Consider the following 23,819-nt stretch of genomic DNA (forward strand, 5'->3'; position numbering starts at 1 on the left):
CATGAAAGCCCTGCTCCACACCGGAGGCCTGCTGCTCCTGGCGCTGGCTTCCTTCGCCTGCGTCGAACCCGAGGACAAGCCCTCGAACGTGCACGACCTGCGCGTGCTCGGCATCTCCACGGAGAAGCCCGAGTTCATCGCCTCCACCTGCGACCAGACGCCGGAGGCCTTCGACGAGCTCGCGGAGGAGCTGACGTACCGCGCGCTGCTGGTGGACCCCGCCGGCGGGGGACGCCCCCTCCAGTACACGCTGTGGGCCTGCGCGGATCAGTCCGACCGCACGTGCGCGAACGAAGCGGACCGCGCGCTGCTCGCGGAGGGCTCGACGGTCGCGGGCGAACTCACGCTCGCCATCCGCCCCGGCGCGGCCCGGGTTTCGGGGGACAAGCTGCTCCTGGAGCGCGTGCTGGAGGAGGACGCGTACAAGGGGCTGGGCGGCATCCGCATGCCGCTGGTCCTCCGCGTCACGGCGGGCGACGAGGAGGTGTACGCGCAGAAGCTGATGGTCTTCTGGTGCCCGGTGGTGGAGGGCATGACGGCGAACGTGCAGCCGGTCATCCCGGGCCTGCGCGTGGACGACGCGCCGTGGCCGGAGAACGAGCCGCTGGAGCTGAGCGGCCCGGGGCCCTTCGTGGTGACGGCGGACGACGTGTCGGCCCTGGAGGAGAACTACGTGGTGCCGGGCCTACGGCTGCAGGCCGTCAACCTCAAGGAGGCGTGGGAGATCGCCTGGTACAGCACGCTGGGCGAGTTCAGCCTGTCGGAGACGGGCGGCGCGGACTTCGGCGGCCAGGAGGGACGGCACCGCGTGGAGTGGGAGCCGGCGGAAGGCGCACAGGCCCAGGAGGTGACGTTCTGGGCCGTGGTGCGCGACGGGCGCGGCGGCAGCTCCTGGGTGACGCGCCGCGCGCGCTGGAGTCCGTGAGCTACGGCTTCATCACGTTCGCGGCCTTCAGCCACTGCACCGCGGAGCGCGCCGGGTTGTTGCCCTTGGCCTCCAGGGCCAGCAGCTCCTCCCCCAGCTTCGGGGTGTAGGCCTCCAGGAGGGCGCGCTTGAGCGCCTCCTGGTTGAAGCCCCAGTCCTCCATGGCCTGGGGCAGCAGCTTCAGGGCCCGGGGGTCCTTCAGCCGCACCAGCGCCGCGACGGCCGCGGCCTTCCCCGAGGGACACTGCCGCGCGAGCGCATACGCCTTGTCCGCCGCCGCCTTCGTTCCGACGTAGCCGAGCAGGGCCATCTCCCGCTGATCCATGTCGCTGCTGCAGAGGATGAGCTTCTGGATGGCGGCCTTCGCCTCCGGGCTGCCCTGCCGCACCGCGGCCTCCAGCTCCACGGTCGAGAACGAGAGCCGCGTCGCATCGAAGGTCACCTTCCGGGGCACCTCGTGGCCCGCGAGCACCAGTTCCGCGGCCAGGTGGTTGCGGCGGTGCTCCTGCATGTGGGCCAGATCGCGCGCGAGCCGCTGTCCCGCGGCCTTCCTCAGCTTCAGGTCGCCGTGCATCGTCGTGGCCATCGGCGTCAGCAATCCTTCGTCGTAGCCCCCCTTCGCCGCCGCCGCGTCATAGGCCGCCAGCGCGCACTCGGGGCTCAGCTCCACTCGCTCACCGTTCTCGCGCCGCACGGTGAGAATCATGGCGTCATTGGAAGAGGAGTATCCGGAGGACTCGGCCAGCCCCCGGGCCAGCTCGTCCACGAGCACCGGCTCCAGCTCTCCAGGCTCCACGCACCGCAGGGGCGCGCGCACCTCGTCGGCCAGCTCCGCCAGCTCCTTCGCCGCGGCGTCCAGGGCCTCCGCGGAGCCGTCGTTCCGCTTCTCGGCCAGGTGCGTGAAGCACTCCGCGAACGCGGTGGCCCACAGCCGCAGCTTCGGATCCGGCTCCAGCCGCATCGCCGCCAGGGCCTCCACCTGCGTCGCGGGGACCCGTGACGCGGCCGCCAGCGCCAGGCCCCGCTCGAACGGCTCCTCGGACCGCTGTGCCCGCTGACGCAGCGCCGCGTCCTCCATCAGCATCCGCGCCGCCAGGTCCACCGCCTTCGTGGGCAGTATCGAGCGATCCGGGCGCTGCGCCGTGAAGCGCGCCGTGGCGGTGATGCTGCAGGACGAGGTCGGCCCGGCGGCCGCCAGGGCCTGCTCCATGCCCCCGACCCGCGCGACCTTCACCAGGACGCCATAGGCCGTGGCGCCGCCCTTGAGCAGCTCGGACTCCGAGCGGGCCCGCGTCGCCGGGACGGGCCGCTCCAGGGAGAAGATGGCCTTCCACATCGCGGCTTCATCCGGAACGGGAGCGGCGCCCGCGAGCATCAGCGTCGCGAGTACGACAGGAGCGTGGACCATGACCCACCTTTGGCGAGGAATACGGGTGGGCCCAGTCTGTCCCGAAATCGCCTGGCATTGCAGCCCGGGGTGCCGTGGGCTGGCCCGCGCATTGCTCTGGGTCCGGCCCGAGGGGCTTCTTCCGTGGCCATTCCGCCACGAAGTGCGGCTGCCTCGCCACACACGCCACCATGTCCCGACCCACGTCTGACTTCCTGTCCGTCCTGAGCCGCCATGGCCTGCTGCCCGCGACCGTGAGCAGCCTGCTCGCGGTGGACCTCCTGGCCGTCCGGCTCGACTGGAGCGAGCGCGCCAGCTTCGCCTTTCTGTCATGGAACCTGTTCCTCGCGTGGGCGCCCTACCTGCTGGCCCTGCTCGCGCGGGTGCTCATGCTGTGGGGCCTGGACCGCACCTGGACCCTGGCGCCGCTGGCGGTCGGTTGGCTCGCGCTCTTTCCCAACGCGCCCTACCTGCTCACCGACTTCATCCACCTGCACCGGCGGCCGGTGGTGCCGCTCTGGTTCGACGCGGCCCTGCTGGCCCTGTTCGCCGCCACCGGGTGGATGCTGGGCCTGCTGTCGCTGGAGATCTGGAAGCAGTGGCTGGAGGAGCGCTGGGGACGGACGGCGGCGTGGGCCTTCGTCGCCATCACGTCCCTGTTGTGCGGCTATGGCATCTACCTGGGCCGGGTGGAGCGCTGGAACAGCTGGGACGTGCTGACGCGGCCGGACCGCCTCATCGGCGCGATGGCCGCCCACGTGCGCGAGCCCCTGGCCCACCCCTCCCTGCCCCAGGTCACGCTCCTCTTCGCCCTGCTGCTGCCGCTGTCCTACGCCGGCTATGAGGCCCTGCTCGCCCGCGTGCGCCGTCACTGAGCCAGCTTGCGCCGTTCCTGCTGGGCACCGTAGAGCCTGCGCTCCTCCCGGAAGGCCTTCGCGACGCTGGGGCGGTCCTGCATGCGCGCGAAGTAAGCGCTGATCGCGGGCCACTTCTTCAGGTCGATGGGCGTCGCCGCGCACCAGTTGAGGATCGTCGTCAGGTACGCATCCGCGACGCTGAAGCGCTCCAGCAGGAACTCACGGCCGGTGAGGTGCTGCTCCAGGCACGCGAACCGGGCGGCCGAGCGCTCCAGGGCATAGGCCTTCGCGCCATCGTTCGCCTTCGCGTCGAGGAGCGGGGTGAAGGTCGCCTTGTGCAGCTCCGTCCCGATGAAGGACAGCCACTGCTGGAGCCGCACGCGCCCCGGGCCGTCGTCCGGCGCGAGGGCCGCGTGGGGCAGCGTGCCAGCGAGGTACTGCAGGATGGCGGCGTTCTCCGTCAGCACGTCTCCGTTGTCGATGCGCAGCGCGGGGACGAGCCCCAGCGGATTCACCTGCAGGTAGTCGCGGCCGTCGAGCGTGCGCTTCGCCTTCGTGTCGACCTCGATGAACTCCGCCTCCACGCCCGCTTCGTGCAGGGTGATGCGGGTCGCGGCGGAGCAGGACAGGGGGGAGAAGTAGAGCTGCATGGTGTGACCTCCAGGACGTCGGGTGAAGCCTTCGCGAGACAGGCGGCAATCTGCGCCTCCGGGGGGGATGCGTCCAACGCATCGTTGGCATAGACTGGATGCATGGAAGACATTGCTCCGCCTCCCTCCCCCCGCCTGGACGTGCGCGACCTGCGCGTGGTGCTGGCCCTGGCCGCCGCGGGAACGACGGCGAAGGCCTCGGCGGTCCTGCACCTGACGCAGCCGGCGGTGAGCCGCGCGCTGCTCGCGGCGGAGGAGCGGCTGGGGACGCGCCTCTTCGACCGGACTCCGCGCGGGCTCGTGCCCACGCCCGCGGGACAGGAGCTCGTCTCCGGAGCCACGCGGCTGCTGGTGGAGCTGGGCGACCTGGAGCACCGCGTGCGCGCGCCGGTGGCGACGGCCATCCGCCTGCGCCTGGTCTGCGAGTGCTACACCGCCTACCACTGGCTGCCGTCCGCGCTGGTGACGCTGCGCAAGAGCCTGCCAGGCCTCCACATCTCCCTGGCGGTGGAGCACACGCAGGATCCCGTTCAGGCGCTGGTGGCGGGAGAGCTGGACGTGGCGCTCCTCACGACGGCGTCCGTGCCGAGGACTGGCATCGAGACGCGGCCGCTCTTCTCGGATGAGATCATCTTCGTGATGGCCGCGTCGCACCCGCTGGCGTCGCGCCGGGCGCTCACCCGCGAGGACCTCCGCGAGCACACGCTCCTGACGGGGCAGACGCCCCCGGCGGAGTCGCAGTGGTTCATGACGCAGGTGTTCGGCCGCGAGCGGCCCCGGCTGCGCATCGAGCGGCTGCCGCTCACCGAGGCCATCCTCGACGTGGCCCGCGCGGGCCTGGGCGTGGCGGTGCTCTCCGAGTGGATCACCGCCCCGCACCTGGGCAAGGGCGACCTCGTCGTGAAGCGGCTGGCGTCAGGGCCCCTGCGGCGGCCCTGGCGGATGGCCTGGCGCAAGGAGTTCGGCGACGCCGCGCTCCGCCTCCACGCCGCGCTCGAGCCCACGGTGCCCCGCGGACTCGCGGTGGTTTGAGGGCCCCGCCGCTACCAGGCGTAGTCTTCTGGCGCGGTCTTGTGGCCGGGGAAGATTTCATCCAGCCGCGCCAGCGCCTTCTCGTCGAGCTTCACGTCCACCGCGCGCAACGCGGAGTCGAGCTGTCCGGCGGTGCGCGGCCCGATGATGGGCGCGGTGACGGCGGGCTGGTGGAGCAGCCACGCCAGCGCGACGTCCCCGGGCTCGTGGCCCAGCTCGTCCGCGAAGGCCTCGTAGCGCTCGATGCGCTCACGGTGCTTCTGGAGCTGCTCCTGCGCGCGGCCCTCCAGCCTGCGCTTGCCCTCGCGCTCCTTGCGCAGGACGCCGCCCAGCAGCCCGCCCTGGAGCGGTGACCACGGCAGGACGCCCAGGCCGTAGTGACGGGCGGCCGGCAGCACCTCCAGCTCCACCGTCCGCGCCAGCAGGTTGTAGAGGGACTGCTCGCTGACCAGGCCCAGGAAGTTGCGCTGCGCGGCCGCCGCCTGCGCCTGCGCGAGGTGCCAGCCCGCGAAGTTGCTGCTGCCCACGTAGAGCACCTTGCCCTGCGCCACCGCGACCTCCATGGCCTGCCAGATCTCCTCCCACGGCGTGGCGCGGTCCACGTGGTGGAACTGGTACAGGTCGATGTAGTCGGTCTTCAGCCGCTTGAGGCTCGCGTCCAGGGCGCGGCGGATGTTGAGCGCGGACAGCTTGCCCTCGTTGGGCCATTCGCCCATGGGGCCATAGACCTTCGTCGCCAGCACGGTGCGCTCGCGACGGCCGCCGCCCTGCGCGAACCAGTTGCCGATGATTTTCTCCGTGAGGCCCTTGTTCTCACCCCAGCCGTACACGTTCGCCGTGTCGAAGAAGTTGATCCCCTTGGCGTGCGCGGAGTCCATGATGGCGTGCGCATCCGGCTCCTCGGTCGTCCAGCCGAAGTTCATCGTGCCCAGACAGATGCGGCTGACGGAGAGCCCTGTACGCCCCAGATTCGAGTACTTCATGGTGACCCCTGTTTGGCCGGTCGCGGAAACGCCCTGCGCGGAAACGGGCCGGTCCTCCCGTTCGAGCCGGCGAGCCTGAGCACCCGCGTGCGGGGATGTCCAGCACGGTCCGCGGCCTCCGGGTGAGGCGTTGGCTGGCGGATGGGGAGGCCCGAGTGTTGCGTCCCGGCGGCAGGCCCTGGCCCGTGGGACATCGCCCCAAAGACAGTCATTCCGGAGGCGTCTTGGGTGCGTAACCCGAGACAAGGAGACGTGCATGCTCAAGACCGCTGCAAGGCTGGTGGGGCTGGTTTCGCTGTTCTTCGTGGTGGGCAGTGCGCAGGCCGCCAACGACAAGAAGATCATCGCCATGACGGTCTACAGCGAGACCGGAGAGAGCGCGGTCGTGCGCGCGGTGGATGGACAGGGCTTCAGCGCCACCAACGAGTCGCGGAAGCTCTCCTACCGCATCGTGCCGGAGGTCATCGGGCCGGACACCGTGCGCTACACCATCTACAACGGCTATGACCTGGACTCGGCCGCGCCCATCGAGGTCATCGAGGCCCGCGCCGACGGTCAGGTCCACCGGGGCCTGCGCGCCGCCTTCAACGTGGCGGTGACGACCATCGACGACAAGCCCCTGCCCTTCAACCCGCTGGCCGCGCCCGCGGATCAGGGCATCACCTGCTGCGTGACGTGCGGCGCGTGGCGCTACTGCTGCACGCCCAGCCCCGGCTACTGCTGCACCATCTCCACGTCCTGCAATCTCGGCTGCCGGGTCTGCAAGTACTAGGGCTCACCGCGAGCGGCTGCGCCCGGCGGATGACGCCGGGCCGTGGCCTCCACCGTGACGCCGCGCCTGCCCGTGCCTAGATTCCTGGAGTGCGCCAGGGACCTTCCATTCCTGCACCAGAGCGCTGCCGGGTCGGCTGCGCCGGTTGGAGCCTGTCGAGCGCGGTGGGCGAGCACTTCCCCACGGAGGGCACCCACCTGGAGCGCTATGCGCGCGTCCTGCCCGCGGTGGAGCTCAACTCGTCCTTCTACCGGCCGCACCGGCCCGCCACCTACGCGCGCTGGAGGGATAGCGTCCCGGAGACGTTCCGCTTCGCGGTGAAGGTCCCCAAGGTCCTCACCCATGAGCTGCGCCTGCGCGACGCGCAGGCGCCGCTGGAGCGCTTCCTGGGCGAGGCGGGCCACCTGGAGGCGAAGCTGGGCTGCCTGCTGGTGCAGCTGCCTCCCAGCCTCCAGCTCGAGCCCGAAACAGCCCGCGCCTTCTTCCAGGCCCTGCGGGAGCGGACCCCCGTCGACGTCGTGTGCGAGCCCCGGCACCGGACCTGGTTCACGGACGAGGCCCGGCGCGTCCTGGACGACGCGCGCATCCGCTACGTGAAGGCGGACCCCATCGCGGTGGATGCGCCCGAGCCTCCCGACGCGGAGGTCGTCTACTACCGGCTGCACGGCTCGCCGAAGATGTACTACTCCCCCTACTCCCAGGCGTTCCTGGAGGCGCTGGCCAGGGAGATCTCCAAGCACGAGCAGGCCGGCCGGCGCGTGTGGTGCATCTTCGACAACACGGCGGAAGGCGCCGCGCTGCCCAATGCGCTGTCGTTGCTGCGGCTCGACGGGCAGCCTGCGACAGGCTGAAAGAGTCCGCCGGGGTCCGGACGATTTGCACAAGGCCGCTTGGGCGGTGTCTGCTCCCGGCCCCATGTCACGCAATGCGCAGTGGAAGGGGGTCGGCTTCGGTGTCTCGGCCCTGGTGCTCGCCGTCGCGCTGGTCCTCAGCAACGGCGAGAAGAAGCTGTCACCGGACGCGGAGGACCCGGACGCCTTCGCCGAGCAGGCCCTGGAAGCCCTCCGCGCCGCGGACCCCACGGGCGAGCTGAAGTACGACCCGGAGCGCTTCCTCATCCAGCGCTACTCCCCGGACGGCGGCCTGGGGATGTCCCTCTTCCTCGGCAACTTCCACCGCGAATACCTGGCCAGCCCGCCTGAACAGCGTGGCGCGTTGCTCGCGCGCCTGGGACGCGCGGGCGTGCTCCCGGAGGCCCCGGCGACCTATGCGCAGGCACGTCCCCGGCTGATGCTGGTCGTGCGCGCCCGCGACACCTTCGAGCAGTTCTCCCTGGAGTCCGGAGAGCCGGCCCCGGTGTCCTGGCGGCCGCTGGGCGAGGTGCTGGCGGAGGCGCTCGTCCAGGACACCCCGGACGCCATGCGCTATGTGCCCCCGGAGGAGCTGTCGCGCTGGGGCATCACGTACGAGCAGGCCCGCGCCGATGCGCTCGCCAACCTGCGGCGGCTGGACCCCGTCCCGCTCAGGAGCCTGACCCTGGGCGCCTGCGGGCTCTTCACGAACGACAGCTACGCGGCCTCGCGGCTGTTCCTGGACGACGTGGTGCGCGGCTGCGAGGTGCGGGGGGATCCGGTGGTGGTGGTGCCCAACCGGGACACCCTGCTCATCACCGGCTCCGAGGACGCCACGGGCCTGCTCACCGTGGCGGAGGCGGCCCAGGAGGGCGTCACCGCGCCGCGCCCCGTGGACGGGACCGCGCTGCGCCTCACGGCGGACGGCTGGCGCCCCTTCCTCCCCGAGCCGGGCAGCCCGTCCCGGATCATCCTGGAGAGGCTCGCGTTCGTCAGCCGGATGCGCGGCTACCAGGAGCAGACCGCACGGCTCCGGCAGCAACAGGAGCAGGAGGGCGGCAAGGTCTTCGTCGCGGGCTACCTGCCGGAGCAGGACGACCAGGGACACTTCTACAGCCGGACCGTCTGGTCCAACGAAGGCGAGTCGCTGCTCCCGCGCACGGACGTCATCCTCTTCGTGGACGCGGCGCTGGGCCCCGACGCACCTCCCGTGGCCACCGTCCCGTGGGACCTCGTGGTGCGTGACGCCGGCACGCTGCTGATGCCCGAGCTGGGGGTGTATCCGGAGCGCTACCGCGTGCAGGGCTTCCCCTCGAAGGAGCAGCTCCAGCGCTGGAACGCCGAGGCCGCGAAGCCATGACCGTGGACCTGCGGGTCGCCTCGTACAACATCCTGGCGGACGCCTACGTCAAGCCGGAGTGGTTCCCGCACACGCCCGCGCACCTGCTCAGGCCGCGAAGCCGTCATGCGTTGCTGGCCTGCCGCATCCTGGAGCTGGACGCGGACATCGTCTGTCTTCAGGAGGTGGAGCCCGACAGCTTCGCCGCGCTCCAGGAGGCGCTGACGCCGCGCGGGTACACAGGGGTGATGGCCCAGAAGCAGCAAGGCCGCCCCGATGGCTGCGCGGTGTTCCACCGCCTGGAGCGGAGCACCGGCCACCGGGTCCATCACTTCAGCGACCGGCTGGAGGACGGGCGCATCTCCGGACATCTGGCGCTGGTCGTGGACTTCGACATCGGCGGGGAGCGGCTGCGCGTGGCCTGCACGCACCTGCGCTGGGACCGGCCCGACCGGCCGGTGGAGCAGCACCAGGGCATGCAGCAGGCCACCGAGCTGATCCACGAATTGATCCGGAAGGATCCGAACGCCTCGTGGGTCGTGTGCGGCGACTTCAACGCCCGGCCCGGGGAGCCGCTGGTCCGGGCGTTCGAAGCGGCCGGGCTGCTCGACGCCTACGCGGGCCAGCATCAGCCGACCTGCAACGCGAACGGCGAGCCCAAGGCCATCGACTTCCTCTTCCACTCCAGCGCGCTGCGAGCCCTGCCAGACCGGCTGACGACGCTGGACGCGCGGACGCCGATGCCTTCGGAGCAGGAGCCCTCTGACCACCTGCCGATCGCCGCGCGGCTGATGCGCTAGCGGGACTACGGCGCCGGTGTGGCTTCGGGTTCCTTCATGGACTCCCGCGCGCGCTGTCGCTCCTCGCGCAGCTTCGCGACCAGCGCTTGCGCCTTCGGCTTCTGCGTCTCGTCCAGGAGCGCTTCGACGTCGCGGTAGGCCGCCATCTCGTTCTCCTCCATCGCCTGGAACAGGGCCTGCTGCCGCGTCTGGTCCTCTTCGCTCAGGGGCCCGCGAGGCCGGGCGGCGGACCTGTAGGCGGGCCGGCCTCCCAGGCCCACGGGGGCGTTCCTGTTGCCCACCCCGGGCCCGCGCGGGGGGCCCTCGCCTGGGGCCGGTTCGGGGTGCCAGACCAGCCGGAGCTGCTCACGGTAGGGCCGGTTGGTCACGTCGAGCGCCTCCTGCCGCTGGCCCACCTGGATCAACTGGTCGGTGGTGAGCGCCAGCTCCGCGTGCTGCTCGAGCAGCAGCGCGAGCGGCGATTGGAAGAGAACCGAGGGGGGCTGGCGCGCCGGGCGTTCCGCCGGGGAGGACGAAGCGCAGGCGGTGAACAGGCCCACCAGCAACAACCAGGGCACGAGATGGCGCGGCGACATCGGACCTCCATGAGGCGTGTGTCTTCGCTCTCTATTCCGAACGTCCGCCGGAATGAAGGCACTGCTGGAGTGGAGGCGCCGCGCGGCATCTGCTCAAGTGCCGTCCGCTCACTTCCCCGGGAGGAAACGGATGGACGGCACGTACAAGTCACTGCGCATCGAGAAGGCCGACGGCATCGCCGAGCTGGTGCTCACCGGCCCGGGCAAGGGCAACGCCATGGGCCCCGACTTCTGGCGCGAGATGCCCGAGGCGCTCCGCTTGCTGGACGCCGACGACGCCGTGCGCGTGGTGCTGGTGCGCGGCGAGGGCAGCCACTTCACCTACGGCCTGGACCTGATGGGGATGATGGAGTCCCTGGGGCCGCTGCTCACGTCGGAGAGCAACCTGGCGAAGGAGCGCAGCCAGCTGCTCAAGCTGATTGGAGAGATGCAGCAGGCCACGGAAGGCGTGGCCCGGTGCAAGAAGCCCGTCATCGCCGCGGTGCATGGCTGGTGCATCGGCGGAGGCATGGACCTCATCGCCGCGTGTGACTTCCGGTACTGCTCGCAGGAGGCGAAGTTCTCCCTGCGCGAGGTGAAGGTCGGCATCGTCGCGGACCTGGGCGCGCTCCAGCGGCTGCCGCGCATCATCGGCGAGGGGAACACGCGCGAGCTGGCGTACACCGGCGGCGACGTGGACGCGGCGCGAGCGCTGCGCATGGGCCTGGTCAACGAGGTCTTCCCCTCCCCCGAAGCCCTGCTCACGGAGGCCCGAGCGACGGCGCGGCGCATCGCCGACAATCCGCCGCTCGTCATCCAGGGCGCCAAGCAGGTGATGGAGTACTGCGCGGACAAGTCCATCGCGGACGGCCTGCGCTACGTGGCGGTGTGGAACTCCGCCTTCCTCCAGTCGCATGACCTGACGGAGGCCTTCTCCGCCTTCGCCGAGCGCCGGCCGCCCAAGTTCGAGGGGCGCTGACCGCCTTACGCGGCCACGGCCTCGGTGATGCTGAGCGCGGCCGGCGTGGGGATGACGCGGGAGAGCCGCAAGCCCGCCTGCGCGAAGAGCTTGCGGAAGTCGGCCTCGGTGCGCTCCCGGCCGCCGGGCAGCGAGGCCAGCATCATCACGTCCAGCACCTTGCCTCCGTGCGGCGCGCTTCCGGGCGGGATGACGGTGTCCACCACCAGCACCCTGCCCCCGTCCGCCATCGCGCGGCGGCAGTGGCGCAGGATGTCCACGCAGACCGCGTCGCTCCAGTCGTGGAGGATGCGCTTGAGGACATACGTGTCCGCGCCCGAAGGCACTGTCTGGAAGAAGTCCCCGTCCACCAGCTCGCAGCGCTCGGACAGCCCCGCGGACGCGATGCGCGCCTCGTCCAGGACGTGCCGGTGGTCGAAGAGCACGCCCCGGAGCGACGGTGAGGCCTTGAGCACTTCGATGAGGAAGCCGCCGTGGCCGCCGCCCACGTCCACCACCTGCCGGCAGGCGCTGAAGTCATAGCTCTGTGCGATGGAGGCGTTCTCCAGGTCCGACAGGCTGGACATGCCCCGGTGGAAGGTGGCGCCCGCCGCCGCGTTGCTCGTGAGGTGGTCGAAGAAGGTCTTGCCGAAGATGCGCTCGAACGCGTTCGTCCCCGTCCGCACCGTCTGCGTGAGCGCTCCGGTGGGCGCCCAGAAGATGTCCTGCGTGAGCATCAACACCGCGCTGCGCAGGGAGCCGGGGACCTGCGAGCGCAGCAGGTCGGAGGCGGGGGTGAGCGCGAAGTTCCCGTCGGCGTCCTCGGAGAACACGCCCTCGCTCGCCAGCAGCCGCATCACCCGGTACAGCGACGCTGGGTCCGCGCCCACGTCCTCCGCGAGCCGGGCCGCGCTCTTCGGCCCCTGCTCCAGGTGGTCCGCGACACCCAGCTCCGCCGCCGTGGCCAGCGCGCCGGAGAGGATGAAACCAAAGCCAATATCGACGATGCGCTGCGCCGGATGCACGGACGGAGGGGTCATGCTCCGGTCGTACTCCCGGTCAAATCCAGACGTCAACCCACCGCAGGAAAGGCGGCACCCGCTGCATGGGACGGGATTAAACTCGTGCCATGAAGAACACGCCCGACACGACTCCATTCGCCGCGCTGCAGCTCCACGCGGCCATCACCAGTTACTGGCGCACCCAGGTCATCGGCACCGTGGCGCGTCTGGGGATCGCGGACCTGCTCTCGCAAGGTCCCCGCGACAGTGATTCGCTGGCGGCCGAGCTCGGCGTGCACCCCGGCGCCCTCTTCCGGCTGCTGCGCGGCGGCCTCACCGTCGGCATCCTCGAGTCCACCTCCGAGCGGACCTTCGCGCTGACGCCGATGGGCGAAGGGCTGCGCTCGAACGTCCCGGGTTCGCTCAGGGAAATGGCCATCACCCAGGCCGCCCCGGCGCACTGGCTGCCCTGGGGTCTGCTGACCGAAGCCATCCGCACGGGGAAGTCCCCGGTGCAGGCCGCCCTCGGCTCGGACGTCTGGGGGCACTTCGCTCGCAATCCTGAAGAGGCGGCCTACTTCGCGCAGGCCATGGGCAACCTGTCCGCCCTGGTGGCCAGCGAGGTGACGCAGCACATCGACTTCTCCCGCTTCGCCCGCGTGGCGGACATCGGCGGAAGCCACGGCGATCTGCTCGCGCACGTGCTGACCGCCCAGCCCTCCTGCCAGGGCATCCTCTTCGACCTGCCCCAGGTCTCCGAGGCCGCGAAGACGGCGCTGGAGTCCAAAGGCCTCACGAGCCGCGTGGACGTGGTGGGAGGGAGCTTCTTCGAGCCCGGCATTCCGCCCGCCGACGCCTACCTGCTCAAGCACATCCTCCATGACTGGGAGGACGACGCCTCCCTCAACATCCTGCGCCGGCTCCACGAGGCGGCGCCCTCCAGCGCCCGGCTCTTCGTGCTGGAGCTGGTCATCCCCGACAACCGGACGCCGGATCCGATGCACCTCATCGACCTCAACATGCTGGTGGTCGCCGACGGGCGCGAGCGCACCACGGACGAGTTCCGCGCGCTGCTCACCGCGACCTCCTGGAAGGTGGAGCGCATCACCCCCACCCGGAGCGGGGTCAGCATCATCGAAGCCGTGAAGGCCTGAGCGCTCTGCCGGCAAAGATTTAACTCGGCTTAACTCCACCGGAAAACGGACGGACTCGATACTGGCTTCATCGGGGCCCTGGGGGGCCCAGAGGGGGAAGCCATGTCACGCATCCAGAACAATCCGTTTTCATTCTTCACGCCGTCGGCCGCCACGGGGGGCGCGCCGAGCACGGCGCCTCAGTGCCCGCCGCCGCCACCGCCCGCGCCTCCGCGCAACGTCGTGCGCGACGCCTTCGAGAGCGCGGTGAACGGTGATGCGATGCGGTGGCTGCAGGGGGTGGCGAAGCAGGTGACCGTGCCCCGGCAGGCCCCCGTCCCGGCGGCGCCCCAGCCGACGGGCGGCCCGCCGTCACTGACCGACGCCACGGGCGTGGGCGACGTCATCGCCAACCAGACCGACAAGGCCGCGGAGGGCCCTGTCACGCGCCTGCAGAAGTTCCTCGAGGGCGCGGGCTACCTGGACATGGGAAACGCCACCTACGGCACGTTCGGGCCCAAGTCCCAGAAGGCCCTCAAGGAGTTCCAGACCGCGGAGGGCATCACCCCCGCGGACGGCAAGATGAGCCCGGCCACGGTGGCCGCCATGCAGCGCCCGCAGTACCCGGCCACGGACCCCACGATGGGCGTCCTGGCGGAGGCCTACGCGCCACAACTGGGGCGGCCCATGAGCCCGCTGGAGCCGGGCAAGGATGGCGCGATGGTGCAGCGCTTCGAGCGCGGCACCCTCACGCGCATGCCGGACGGCGAGGTGCGGGTGCAGGACCTGTCCGGCAAGAACCTGGTGCCCCCCACGCCCCCGAGCACCGTCTCGACGCTGGAGGAGGCGAAGGCCCTCCACGTCGCCCAGTGGGGCAAGACCGGCTACACGGACTTCAACGACGCCAGCGAGTACTACGGCGGCAACGACTGCGGGCCGACCTCGGTGCTCATCGCGGCGACGGCCGTGGGCGCGATGGAGCACCCGGACGCGGCCGGAGCGGGCGAGGCCATTGACGGCGTGCGGGACAACATCCTCGACTACAACTCCAAGACGTCCACGAAGATGACCGTGGATCAGGTCGCCGAGGGCGTGACGGATGCAGGCGCCGTGGCCACGCTCGTGCGCAAGAACCACGTCGACGTGGCGGCCGTGGACGACGCGCTCGCGCGCGGACACCCCGTCATCCTCGGAGGCAATCCCTTCGGCTACGACCCCGAGCACCAGGCCTGGGGCCCCACGGCGAGCGCCGCGGACAACTACCTGATGGACCACAACTTCGGGGGGCACTGGGTGACCGTGACGGGCATGACGGAGTCCGGCAACTACATCGTCAATGATCCGCTCTGCCCCAAGGGCCCCATCGAAGTGACGCCGGAGCAGATGGCCGAGTACGTGGACGGCAACCTCGGCATGGTGGAGGTGAGCCCCAAGCCCGTGCCCGTGTCGTGAGGCGATGACGGACCGGGGTCAGTCCTCCTGGCCCTTCGGCCGGCGCACGGTGAACATGACGATGTTGTGATCCGAGCCGCCGGTCGGCCCTGCTCTGACGTTCGAGACCTGGCACCCGGCGGACATCGCGTAGTCGATCTTCCCGTGGCCATGGGACTCCACGCCGCCGTGGGTCTTCATGCCCGCCTGCTGGGCGATCCAGCCGGGGGAGAACTTCCCCTTCGTCGACGCCGGCTCATTCCAGTCCCCGCCGATGAGCAATGCCTGGTCAGGGTTCCGCTCGAGCTGCCGCTTCGCGAAGGCGAGCAGCTTCTCGGAGAGCGACTTGTACGTGCTCACCCGTTTCGGCGGCCCGATCATCTGACCCTTCGAGTTCCAGTCCACCGACGGCGGCTGGTGGGCCGACACCACCTTGAGCCAACCCGCGAGCTGGACCGCGGTGGCCGCGCGCGGAGGGGCGTGGCCGCCGCGCACGGTGTCCCAGCCGCCACCCTCGCCCTGGATGGACAGGGCCTGCTTCTCCATCAGGCCGTCCTTGACGAGGATGCCCGTCTCGCCGTGGTCCTTGGCGCCGGGGAAGGTCACCAGGTGGTAGCCGGGGATCTTCTCCAGGGCCTTGTGGTAGCCGTTGATCTCCTGGAGCTGGACGAAGTCCAGGTCATTGCTCTTGGCGAACTTGCCCAGCCACTGCTGCACGTCCTTGGGGTTGCGGTCGCGCTCGACGTTGTAGGTCGCGCCCTTGAGCTTGGACGGGGTCGCGTTCTTGCCGCCGCCGGCAAGCTGCTGGGTCTGGGCAACGGTGCCGCAGCCCCCACTGGTGATCTTGGCGTCGAAGCGGTCGTCAGCGGCACCCTTGAGGGAGCCCTGCGCCTTCAGGCGCTCCTCGGCCTTCTGAGCGCGGTTGCCGGTGGAGCCGGCGTGGAGGTGGGAGCGGTGGTTGGCTTGGGTGCGCATGGTTTTCTCGATTCTCGTCCGCTGAGAACCGGAGTTGCGTCCATTCGGCCCTATCGCACCGCGTCAGGCGGCGGCTGCGGGATGGGGGCCCGCGCGCGGCGCCAGATCTCCACGAGGTTCCCGATGGCCAGCAGCACGAACACCCCGCCGCCCAGCATGGCGACGTGGTTCACGGGCTCGGTGCTCCCGCACTGGAGGCACGCCACGGCAGGGTCGTCCGGTTCGTAATGCACCGTCACCGGCTGGCCCCTCCGATACTGGCGGGACACCGCCTGCGCATCAAACGGTCCCCCGGTGCCTGTGCGGTCAAAGGCAAACGTGTCGGAGGTGTACGGGGTGCCCTGCACCGAGTAGGCGTACTTCACCACCGGGCGGTAGGTGTACTGATCCGCCGTGCGGTGGGCGTAGTACTCCGGGTCGTCGTCCCGCAGCGTCTTCTCCACGTACGAGTAGATCACCGTCCCGCGCACCGAGGGCCAGGTCTGGCTCGCGTGAGCGCGGAGCACGTTCTTGCCTCCGGCGACCGCCAGCACCACGCCGACTCCCATCAGGACCAGCATCACGAACAGTCGCATCATCGCACCGGTCTTCAAAGCCTCGCAGGCAGGGGAGGCTCACCGCTCGCAACTCAGCGCGACCGCGTGTGGGTTGTCCAGGGAGTCCTGCCAGAACGCCTGGCCATACTTCGCAATGCCTTCCGCGGAACACTCCGGGCGCGTCCAGGTGATGTTCCGGAAGCCTGCTTCGCGCAGGGCGTTCTCGTAGGTGGCCTGGCTCCAGTGGGAGAAGTGGATGGTGAAGGGCGTCTTCGTGTGCAGCTCCGCGGAGATGGGCTGTCCTTCCCGGGGGACTCCGGGAAGTCCAACATCGTGATGCCGTAGCGCGTGCTGTTGGGCCCCTTCGCGCTGAACCCCGGGTTGAAGGAATACGTGACGAAGCGGCCACCGGGCTTCAGGTGCGCGTGGATGCTCCGGCACATGCGCAGCAGGTGTTCGGGCGAGTGCGCGTAGTGCAAGAGATAGATGGCCGTCACGCAATCAAAGACACCCAGCGGGGCCATGTCCGCCACGTCCGCCACGTGGTACTCGATGCCCAGTGGTTGGGCCGCCTCGTACTCCCGGGCGACGCGGACCATCTCTTCCGAGATGTCCACGCCGGCCACCCGCTGGGCGCCGCGCGCCTTGAGCTGCCGCGTGTACAGCCCGTCGCCACACGCCAGAGCGGACTGGAAGGACATCCCAGTCCGCCACCTTCACGCCAATCTGATCGTATTGCGCAGACATTCCGCACACCCTCTCCAGGCGATTCAGCGGCGGCGGCGGGACCTTCCCACCAGCAGCCCCAGGGCCGCCAGGATCATCGGCGCCATGGGAGCCGCCCCCGAGACAGGGCTGCAGCCGCAGCCCGAGGTGTCTTCAGGCAGGGGAGCCGGTGCCGGCTTGACGCCACCGTCGCTCGCAGGACCCGCGTCAGGAATACCTGCGTCCGTGTCGCCGCCACCATCCAGGGAGCCCCCGTCAGCGGTCTCTTCGCCCGTGACAGTGAAGCCGCGCTCGGGGGACGCGCCGCTGGAGGCATCTTTCGAATCCACGGCGCTGACGCGCCAGGTGTAGTTCCCCAATGGCAGCGCCTCGTCCGTTCCCAGGGACCCGGTCGTCTGCGCCGTCTTGTACAGGCGAAGGCGGGTGCCCTCCTGGAGGACTTCCAGCGCATAGGTGACGGCATCCCCATCGACATCCGCGGAGGCGCCCCACTGGAACGTGACGGTCCCCTCTTCCAGGCGTGCCTGCGCCTCGGGTGCGAGGAGCACGGGGACGGAGGGCGCATGATTGACGCCCGTCACCTGGATGGACACGGCGACGGTCGCGGAGAAGAACTCCCCGTCCGACACGCGGAAGGTGAAGCTGTCCGGACCGGAGTACCGGGCCGTGGGCTGGTAGGTCCGGTCGCGGCCCTCGCCGCTCAGCGTGCCGTGCAGAGGCGGCGACATGATGACGTAGCTCAGGCCCTGGCCGTCCGGATCCGTTCCCTGGAGCGTCAGGGACACGGGCGTGTCCTCCTTCGTGGACACGGCTTGCGCCATGGCGGAAGGCGGACGGTTGTCATTGAACGTCACGAGCCGCCCGCGGGTCCGGTGACTCCAGTAGGGCGCGGCGGTGTCCTCGTGGTCATAGACGACGAAGGCCGTCCTTCCGGTTCCAGGCGCCACCACGGCGGGCGTGCCCTCCTTGTCGGTGCTGGCCGCGATGGGAATTCCCTGCGGCTCACGCACGACGCCCGCGCCCGTCACCCGCGCCCCGTAGACGTTGGAGTTGGGGCTGTTCACGACACTGTCCTGCCAGGTGACCAGGTACTCCGTCCCCAACGAGGCCACCGAGGGGAATTGCTGGTAGCGGTTCGTGGAGATGACGAACCCCGCCGGGTCGAGCACCGTCCCCGTGCCCGTCAGACGCGCGCCCTGGATATGGGGAATGTTGTTCCCGCTGAAGCCTGCCCAGGTGACGAGATAGTCCGTTCCGTTCGAGGCCACCGCGGGACTCTTCTGGTCGTATCTCGCGGTGGAGATGGGAAGCCCCCAGGGCTCCAGGACGGTGCCCTCGGACGTCACCCGCGAGCCATGGATGTCCACGTCGCTGCCGCGGGAGTCCGCCCAGACCACGAGGTAGTCCTTCCCGTTGGAAGCCACCCGCGGGTCCGAGGGATAGCCGGTGCCCTCGGCGATGCGTAACGCCGAGGCATCCCGCGCCTCGCCCTGGCCCGAGACCCGGACGCCCGCGACGATGGAGGCACCCTCCTCCTGGGACTGGAGGAAGGTGACGAGGTAGTCCGTTCCATTGGAGGCCAGTGCCGGCGACCGGGCCCCCAGCCCCCCTTCCGGGGAGAGGCGGCGTCCTGACGGGTGCAGGATCTCCCCCGTGCTCGTGATCCGGGTGCCAAGGATCTCCGGGGACCATGCACGGTAATGCGCCCAGATGACGAGGTAGTCCGTTCCGTTCGACGCGACCGCGGGATCCACACCTCCCCCGGTGTCCCCGGCCCCCCAGGCGATGGCGAGGCCGGATGGATCCAGCACCTGGCCCTCGGCGGTCACCCGGACGCCGACGACGCTCTGTCCACCGTGGCCGGTGTCGGACCAGACGACCAGGTAGTCCGTGCCGTTCGACGCCACGACGGGCTTCGTCTGCGTGCTGGCCGACGTGGAGAGGACCACGCCGGAGGCATCCAGGACCTCCCTCGCGGGCGTCACGCGCATGCCGAGGATGTCGAAGGCGCGCTCCCAGGCCACGAAGTAGTCCGTTCCGTTGAAGGCCACCGCGGGTTCGGTGTGTTCACCCGGAGCGGCGAAGAGGTCCAGCGCCCCCCCATCCACCACGCCTCCCGCGCTCGTGACGCGCGTGCCCAGGAGGACGTCCTGGCCCGAGCGGTCAACCGACCAGACGACGAGATAGCCCTCCCCGTCGGACGCGATGACGGGCGCGGAGGGCAGAGCGCCCGGCGGGGAGAGTTCGAACCCCGGACCATCCAGCACCGTGCCCGCGCTCGTGACCCGCGTCCCCAGGAGGCGGTTCTCCGGGTCCGCGCCCTGCTCGCGCCAGGCGACGAGGTAGTCGGTGCCATTCGAGGCCACCGCCGGGGCACGCAACCCGGGGGCGCCCGCCGCGAGCGGGAGGGCTTGCGCGTCGAGCACGGTGCCCGTGCGGGTGACCCGCGCTCCGAGGACCCTGCCCTCCTGCGAGTCGGGCGAGTCCTCCCAGGCGACGAAGTAGTCCGTGCCATTGGAGGCCACGGCGGGCCGGCCCCTCGTGACCGCGCTCGTGGCGAGGGTGAAGCCCGCGGGCTCCAGGACGGCGCCCGCCCCCGTCACCCGTGCACCGACCACCCGGCGCCCCGCGGTGCTGGAGCTCCACGCGGTGACGAGGTAGTCCGTGCCATCCGAGGCCACCGCCGGGGCGGTCTGCGTCTCGCTGGAGGCGGGGAACAGGATGATGGGCGCGGTGTCCAGCAGCTCGCCCGCCGGGGACACGCGACGGGCCTGGAGCTTGCCGTCGCTCGTGGGCTTCCAGACGACGAGGTAGTCCGTCCCGTTCGAGGCCAGCGCGAAGAGGTCGGAGAAGGCCTGGACCGGCCCGAGGACGATGCCAAAGACATCCTGGACCTCGGCCCTGTTCGACACCCGGGTGCCCACCAGCTGCGCCGTGCCCTGACGGCGATCCTCCCAGACGACGAGCTGGCCCGTTCCATTGGAGGCCACCGCGGGGTTGATCTGGATGCCCTGCTGGGGAGCCGGGACCGGCTGGTCCATGCCGAACTCCGGCGAGATGACAGGCGCCACGGTGGCGGGGAACACGGACGCCTCCAGCACCGCCGAGGGGACGCGATACTGGATGGCGCCCGCCACGTATCGCGCGGGCAGCGGCGTGCTGCGGCCCGAGGCCTCCACCCAGGCCGCATGGCCATGGCGGAAGCCCAGGCCCGTCCGCGAATCCTTGAAGTGGAGCCCCTGCTCGGTGCTCCCGACATAGACCAGTCCCTTCACAGGGACGGTCAACACCAGCGCGCCCGCGCCCTCCGGCGCCTCGGAGAAGACCCATTCCTGACGGACGCCCTCCTCCGTGTTGCGCAGGCTTTCGGTGAAGCCCTCCCGGGCCAGGGTGAGGTGTCCTGCCTGCTCCAGACGGGCCTGGGCCGCGTTCAGCCCGGCGCTCCGTCCTCCGCGCTGCCAGCGCATGACGCCGAGCGAGAGCGGCGCGCCCTTCACGGTCCCGTTCAGCGAGGCGAAGGGGGTCAGCGTCAGCCCCTCCGTCCCGACCTTCACGCCGTAGGTGGAGTGCCCTCCACTCCAGGCCGCGCCGTCGGGCCGGTAGGCGAAGTGAACCTGCCGCATGACCGCCGAGACATCGAAGGGGGCGCGGGTCTCGGGGGGCGCGGAGGGCGCCACCGCGGGCGAGTCATCCTCCGGGACGGAGGTGGCCTGACAGGAGGACAGCGTCAGGGCAGCGAGTACACCGAGGAGCGGGCTCAGCCGCGCGACGGAGGAGTGGAACATGGTGGACGGGCATTCCCAGGACATGCCCCGAGGCCATCCAGCCTCGCGGGCAGTCGCTGACTGACAGGTTTTCCACGGAGCCTATCAGAGACATCACCCAGGGTGTGGGCCGCCGGAAGAGGCCGAGTGCTGGCTACAGGCGGACCTGCAGCTCGTAGCGGCGGTTCTTCGCGCGCTTCGCCTCGGTGTTGTCCGGCTTCACCAGGGGGCGCTCGGAGCCGTAGCCCACCGCGGTGATCTCCGCGCGGGGGATGCCCCGGGCGACCAGCTCCTTGACGATGGTCTCCGCGCGCTGCTCGCTGAGCGCCTTGTTCTTCGCGGCGTCACCCGTCGAGTCGGTGTGCCCGGAGACCTCGAACTTGTAGCTCTTCACCCCGGCGGCGACGAGCTGCTTCTTCGCGTCCACGAGGGCGTTGGTGAGCTTCTTGAGCTTCGCGTCGCAGCCGGGCGTCAGCTCGGCGGTGCCCGTCTTGAAGCTGCACTGGTTGGCGCGGCCCTCCTCCGTCAGCTTCGTGTTGACGCGCTTCTCCACGGTGGACTTGCCCGCGTCACCCGCGGCCTTCTTCAGGGAATCAAAGGGGGATTGCGCGGCGGCCACGCCGGGGACGGCCAACAGCGACACGGCGATGCAGAACGCCTTGAGCTTCATCCGTAGGACTCCTTGGGCTCCAGGGGGAAGGGTGCCCGGGCTGAAGGCTGCCGAGGGCGGCCTGTCGCGTCCAGTGCGAAGACATGCCGCACAGACTGCATGGCACGGAGCCGGGAGGGCGCCCGCTGAGTCTGCTAGGGTGGAGGACACCTGACCGGCCGGGGGCAGGCGTTCCGAGGTCACGATGACGACAATTCGAGGAAGTGTACTGGCCTTGTTCCTGGGCGTGAGCGTGGGCGCGGTCCTGGCCGCGGCGTGCAATTCCCCGAACGGATGCGAGGGCTGTCTCAACGAGCGCGGCGTCTGCCTCCGCGGTACGGAGGATTCAGCCTGCGGCTCCTTTGGCGAGGCCTGCGTCGCATGTGGAAACGGAAACGTGTGTCAGGCGGGCGCCTGCAGGCAGGCGGAGCCCGACGCGGGCACGGACGCAGGGGCAGCGATTGACGCGGGCACGGACACTGACGCGGGCACGGACACTGACGCTGGGACGGACGCGGGAACAGCGATTGACGCGGGCTCGCCGGGCGGGTTCCAGCTTGTGCCCAGCACGACCACGGCGACCCTGCGGGACGTGGCCGCCGTGTCTCCCACGGAGGCGTATGCCGTGGGGTTCCGCGGCACCGTGCTGCGGTGGGATGGCATCCAGTGGAGCGCCGCCGGCTCGCCGACGTCCATGAACCTCTATTCGGTGACGCTCGCCGGGGGCGGAGGCTGGGCGGTGGGCGAGGGAGGCACCATCCTGTCCCTGACGGGCAGCACCTGGTCCGTGGCTGGCAACTCTCCGACAGGGGCCCTGCTCACGGGCGTCTCCGCGGTGCCCACCGGCAGCGCCATCGCGGTCGGCAAGGAGGGAGATCAGCGCCAGGCGCTCGTCTGGAACGGCGCGCAGTGGACGAAGTTCGCCACGGGTGCGCCCAACCCGAACACGGAGGTGTCGGATGTCTTCAGGCTCGCGGACGGCACGTCCTTCGCTGCCCAGGACAGCAGCATCACGCGGTGGACTGGCACCGACTGGGAGTCGCTGACCACTCCGACGACGACGCTCCTCCAGGGGGTCTGGGCCTCTTCCGCCGACGAGGTCTTCGCCGTGGGCTCCTCGGGGGTGCTCATGCGGTGGACGTCCACCGCCGGCCGGACCCTGGAGCAGCGGGCCCCCTTCCCCTTCTTCCACGGCGTCTGGGGAAGCAGCCCGAGCGACGTCTGGGCCGTCGGTTCGGGCGGGGTGATCATGCACTGGAACGGCGATGGCTGGACGCAGGTGAACTCGCCGACCACACAGGAGCTGTACGGAGTCTCCGGCACGGGGCCGACGGATGTGTGGATTGTCGGAGCCGGGGGCACCCTCCTCCACGGCCCCTGAGGCCCCCGCCTTGGCGACGACGCCTACGGCTACGTCCGCTGGGCCGGGCTCTGCTGATCCAAGGTTGAACGGAGCGGGGCGGCTTGTCAGTCGCCCCGCTTCTTCCTGCTCACTCCTCGCCCGCGAAGGCGCTGAGCACATCGTTGATGATGGCCTGACCGGCCTCGTCCGTTGCGTCAGCGGTCGCCCACACGAGCAGGTTGCCATTGACCGTTCCGGAGCCTCGCAGGCCTTCGGGCACGCGTGCCCTCAGCGTGTCCTCCGCCGCGCTCGCTTCCGTGTAGCTGTCGAACAGGTAGACCGACGCCCGGACCGACCTCGCCTTCCAGGCACGGCCGAAGCCCGCCTGGGCGCCGAGTTCCTGGACAGAGGGGACCGGATCCATCGGTGAGAGTTCGGCGCTGCCCGCGCCATGGCGCAACAGCGCTTCGCCCCGGCGGAGGGATGGATCATTCAGGTTCACGGTGTTCCTTGACGGTGGGCCGCCGGCGCAAGCGCATACCAGCAGCAAGATGACCAGCGCGGCCAGGCGGCTCATGGTGCGCGCACCTCGCCGCCCAGCGCCATGGCCGAGCCGACGAAGGCCGTGACGCTCCGGTAGCCCGCAGGTACCGGCTGCAGCGGGGCGGTGCTGCCGGTTCCCAGTTGGGTGATGCCCCGGGGCAGGCTGCGCCCCAGGTTCCACGTCCGGCCCCGGAAGTGGAAGTCCTCGCTGGAGCACAGCACCGCGGAGAAGAGGTTGCTGGAGAGCGGGCCCACCGCGGTCCCGACCACCGTGGAGAGGCGCTGGAGCGTCGCGATGGGCTGGCCCACCGCGAAGCTCTCCGGCGCGGAGAAGTCTCCGCAAGGCTCCGGGTTGAAGTACAGGGTGAAGCGGCCCACCGGATCCAGCGACACCGTGAGGTCCCCGTTGCTCAGGCGCTGCGGCGTGAAGGGCTCCGCGCGGAAGGTGAAGAAGGCGTGGGCCTCGCCGGGTGGGCCGTTGAAGAGCGGCCCCTCCACGTCCCCCAGGTGCGCGAAGTAGCCCACGTCCTGCACCTTGCCGTCGAGCGCTTCATAGAAGCGTCCGAGGGCGTACCAGACGACACCTGCGACGGGATGCATGGCTCACCTCG

Annotated in this window: 23 protein-coding genes; 11 read left to right on the forward strand and 12 right to left on the reverse strand. The window is 70.4% G+C overall.

Going from position 1 to position 23,819, the window contains the following annotated elements:
- Nucleotide 1 precedes the first annotated feature (1 nt).
- Entirely contained in the window at nt 2-925 is a 924-nt protein-coding gene (locus tag JYK02_RS34920; protein WP_207057257.1) for a hypothetical protein, read from the forward strand.
- 1 nt (nt 926) lies between these two features.
- Here JYK02_RS34920 and JYK02_RS34925 read toward each other — a convergent pair whose 3' ends face one another.
- Nucleotides 927-2,333 (reverse strand): hypothetical protein, encoded by a 1,407-nt coding sequence (locus tag JYK02_RS34925; protein WP_207057258.1) that lies wholly within the window; start codon nt 2,331-2,333, stop codon nt 927-929.
- 170 nt (nt 2,334-2,503) lie between these two features.
- Here JYK02_RS34925 and JYK02_RS34930 point away from each other — a divergent pair, with 170 nt between their 5' ends.
- Entirely contained in the window at nt 2,504-3,187 is a 684-nt protein-coding gene (locus JYK02_RS34930) for a DUF1361 domain-containing protein (RefSeq protein WP_207057259.1), read from the forward strand.
- Here the strand turns inward: JYK02_RS34930 and JYK02_RS34935 are convergent.
- Complete coding sequence (locus tag JYK02_RS34935; RefSeq protein WP_207057260.1) at nt 3,181-3,819, reverse strand: glutathione S-transferase N-terminal domain-containing protein; 639 nt, start codon at nt 3,817-3,819, stop codon at nt 3,181-3,183. The two genes, JYK02_RS34930 and JYK02_RS34935, sit on opposite strands and share 7 nt — an antisense overlap.
- Before the next feature lie 102 nt (nt 3,820-3,921).
- On the opposite strand from JYK02_RS34935, the gene JYK02_RS34940 reads away from it, so the two are divergent.
- A complete protein-coding gene (locus tag JYK02_RS34940) occupies nt 3,922-4,851 on the forward strand; it encodes a LysR family transcriptional regulator (protein ID WP_207057261.1) in 930 nt (309 codons plus the stop codon).
- A gap of 11 nt (nt 4,852-4,862) precedes the next feature.
- Here JYK02_RS34940 and JYK02_RS34945 read toward each other — a convergent pair whose 3' ends face one another.
- A complete protein-coding gene (locus tag JYK02_RS34945) occupies nt 4,863-5,834 on the reverse strand; it encodes an aldo/keto reductase (protein WP_207057262.1) in 972 nt (323 codons plus the stop codon).
- A gap of 256 nt (nt 5,835-6,090) precedes the next feature.
- On the opposite strand from JYK02_RS34945, the gene JYK02_RS34950 reads away from it, so the two are divergent.
- The 4 genes from JYK02_RS34950 (at nt 6,091) to JYK02_RS34965 (ending at nt 9,596) form a co-directional block, all read left to right on the forward strand.
- Nucleotides 6,091-6,606, forward strand: a complete 516-nt coding sequence (locus JYK02_RS34950) for a hypothetical protein (protein WP_242589554.1) — start codon at nt 6,091-6,093, stop codon at nt 6,604-6,606.
- A gap of 164 nt (nt 6,607-6,770) precedes the next feature.
- Nucleotides 6,771-7,457 carry a DUF72 domain-containing protein gene (locus tag JYK02_RS34955; protein ID WP_207057263.1) on the forward strand — a complete coding sequence of 229 codons (687 nt, stop codon included), beginning with the start codon at nt 6,771-6,773 and terminating at the stop codon, nt 7,455-7,457.
- Between the two features lie 64 nt (nt 7,458-7,521).
- Nucleotides 7,522-8,817, forward strand: coding sequence for a hypothetical protein (locus JYK02_RS34960; protein WP_207057264.1), 1,296 nt, complete (start codon nt 7,522-7,524; stop codon nt 8,815-8,817).
- Complete coding sequence (locus tag JYK02_RS34965) at nt 8,814-9,596, forward strand: endonuclease/exonuclease/phosphatase family protein (protein ID WP_207057265.1); 783 nt, start codon at nt 8,814-8,816, stop codon at nt 9,594-9,596. The genes JYK02_RS34960 and JYK02_RS34965 overlap by 4 nt, the downstream gene beginning before the upstream one ends.
- 5 nt (nt 9,597-9,601) lie before the next feature.
- Here the strand turns inward: JYK02_RS34965 and JYK02_RS34970 are convergent, their stop codons facing one another.
- Nucleotides 9,602-10,171, reverse strand: coding sequence for a hypothetical protein (locus JYK02_RS34970; RefSeq protein ID WP_207057266.1), 570 nt, complete (start codon nt 10,169-10,171; stop codon nt 9,602-9,604).
- A gap of 130 nt (nt 10,172-10,301) precedes the next feature.
- Between JYK02_RS34970 and JYK02_RS34975 the strand changes: the two genes are divergently transcribed.
- On the forward strand, nt 10,302-11,129 hold the full coding sequence (locus tag JYK02_RS34975) for a crotonase/enoyl-CoA hydratase family protein (RefSeq protein WP_207057267.1): 828 nt from the start codon (nt 10,302-10,304) through the stop codon (nt 11,127-11,129).
- Nucleotides 11,130-11,134: 5 nt separating this feature from the next.
- On the opposite strand, the gene JYK02_RS34980 is transcribed toward JYK02_RS34975, so the two are convergent.
- Entirely contained in the window at nt 11,135-12,148 is a 1,014-nt protein-coding gene (locus tag JYK02_RS34980; RefSeq protein ID WP_207057268.1) for a methyltransferase, read from the reverse strand.
- A gap of 89 nt (nt 12,149-12,237) precedes the next feature.
- Between JYK02_RS34980 and JYK02_RS34985 the strand changes: the two genes are divergently transcribed.
- Nucleotides 12,238-13,263 carry a methyltransferase gene (locus JYK02_RS34985; RefSeq protein ID WP_207057269.1) on the forward strand — a complete coding sequence of 342 codons (1,026 nt, stop codon included), beginning with the start codon at nt 12,238-12,240 and terminating at the stop codon, nt 13,261-13,263.
- A gap of 102 nt (nt 13,264-13,365) precedes the next feature.
- Entirely contained in the window at nt 13,366-14,694 is a 1,329-nt protein-coding gene (locus tag JYK02_RS34990) for a peptidoglycan-binding protein (RefSeq protein ID WP_207057270.1), read from the forward strand.
- Between the two features lie 18 nt (nt 14,695-14,712).
- Here the strand turns inward: JYK02_RS34990 and JYK02_RS34995 are convergent, their stop codons facing one another.
- The 5 genes from JYK02_RS34995 to JYK02_RS35015 form a co-directional block, all read right to left on the reverse strand.
- Complete coding sequence (locus JYK02_RS34995; RefSeq protein ID WP_207057271.1) at nt 14,713-15,648, reverse strand: endonuclease/exonuclease/phosphatase family protein; 936 nt, start codon at nt 15,646-15,648, stop codon at nt 14,713-14,715.
- Between the two features lie 50 nt (nt 15,649-15,698).
- Complete coding sequence (locus JYK02_RS35000; protein ID WP_207057272.1) at nt 15,699-16,226, reverse strand: DUF3592 domain-containing protein; 528 nt, start codon at nt 16,224-16,226, stop codon at nt 15,699-15,701.
- A 50-nt stretch (nt 16,227-16,276) separates the two neighbouring features.
- Complete coding sequence (locus tag JYK02_RS35005; RefSeq protein ID WP_242589555.1) at nt 16,277-16,885, reverse strand: class I SAM-dependent methyltransferase; 609 nt, start codon at nt 16,883-16,885, stop codon at nt 16,277-16,279.
- A gap of 69 nt (nt 16,886-16,954) precedes the next feature.
- Complete coding sequence (locus JYK02_RS35010; RefSeq protein WP_207057273.1) at nt 16,955-20,719, reverse strand: cadherin-like domain-containing protein; 3,765 nt, start codon at nt 20,717-20,719, stop codon at nt 16,955-16,957.
- 109 nt (nt 20,720-20,828) lie between these two features.
- Nucleotides 20,829-21,344: an OmpA family protein gene (locus tag JYK02_RS35015; RefSeq protein ID WP_207057274.1), complete on the reverse strand. Its 516-nt coding sequence runs from the start codon at nt 21,342-21,344 to the stop codon at nt 20,829-20,831.
- A gap of 538 nt (nt 21,345-21,882) precedes the next feature.
- Between JYK02_RS35015 and JYK02_RS35020 the strand changes: the two genes are divergently transcribed.
- Nucleotides 21,883-22,704, forward strand: a complete 822-nt coding sequence (locus JYK02_RS35020; protein WP_207057275.1) for a hypothetical protein — start codon at nt 21,883-21,885, stop codon at nt 22,702-22,704.
- 109 nt (nt 22,705-22,813) lie between these two features.
- Here the strand turns inward: JYK02_RS35020 and JYK02_RS35025 are convergent, their stop codons facing one another.
- Nucleotides 22,814-23,242, reverse strand: a complete 429-nt coding sequence (locus JYK02_RS35025; protein ID WP_207057276.1) for a hypothetical protein — start codon at nt 23,240-23,242, stop codon at nt 22,814-22,816.
- Nucleotides 23,239-23,808 (reverse strand): hypothetical protein, encoded by a 570-nt coding sequence (locus JYK02_RS35030; protein WP_207057277.1) that lies wholly within the window; start codon nt 23,806-23,808, stop codon nt 23,239-23,241. The genes JYK02_RS35025 and JYK02_RS35030 overlap by 4 nt, the downstream gene beginning before the upstream one ends.
- Between the last annotated feature and the right edge of the window lie 11 nt (nt 23,809-23,819).

The organism is Corallococcus macrosporus (genome assembly GCF_017302985.1).
Lineage (GTDB): Bacteria > Myxococcota > Myxococcia > Myxococcales > Myxococcaceae > Corallococcus > Corallococcus macrosporus_A.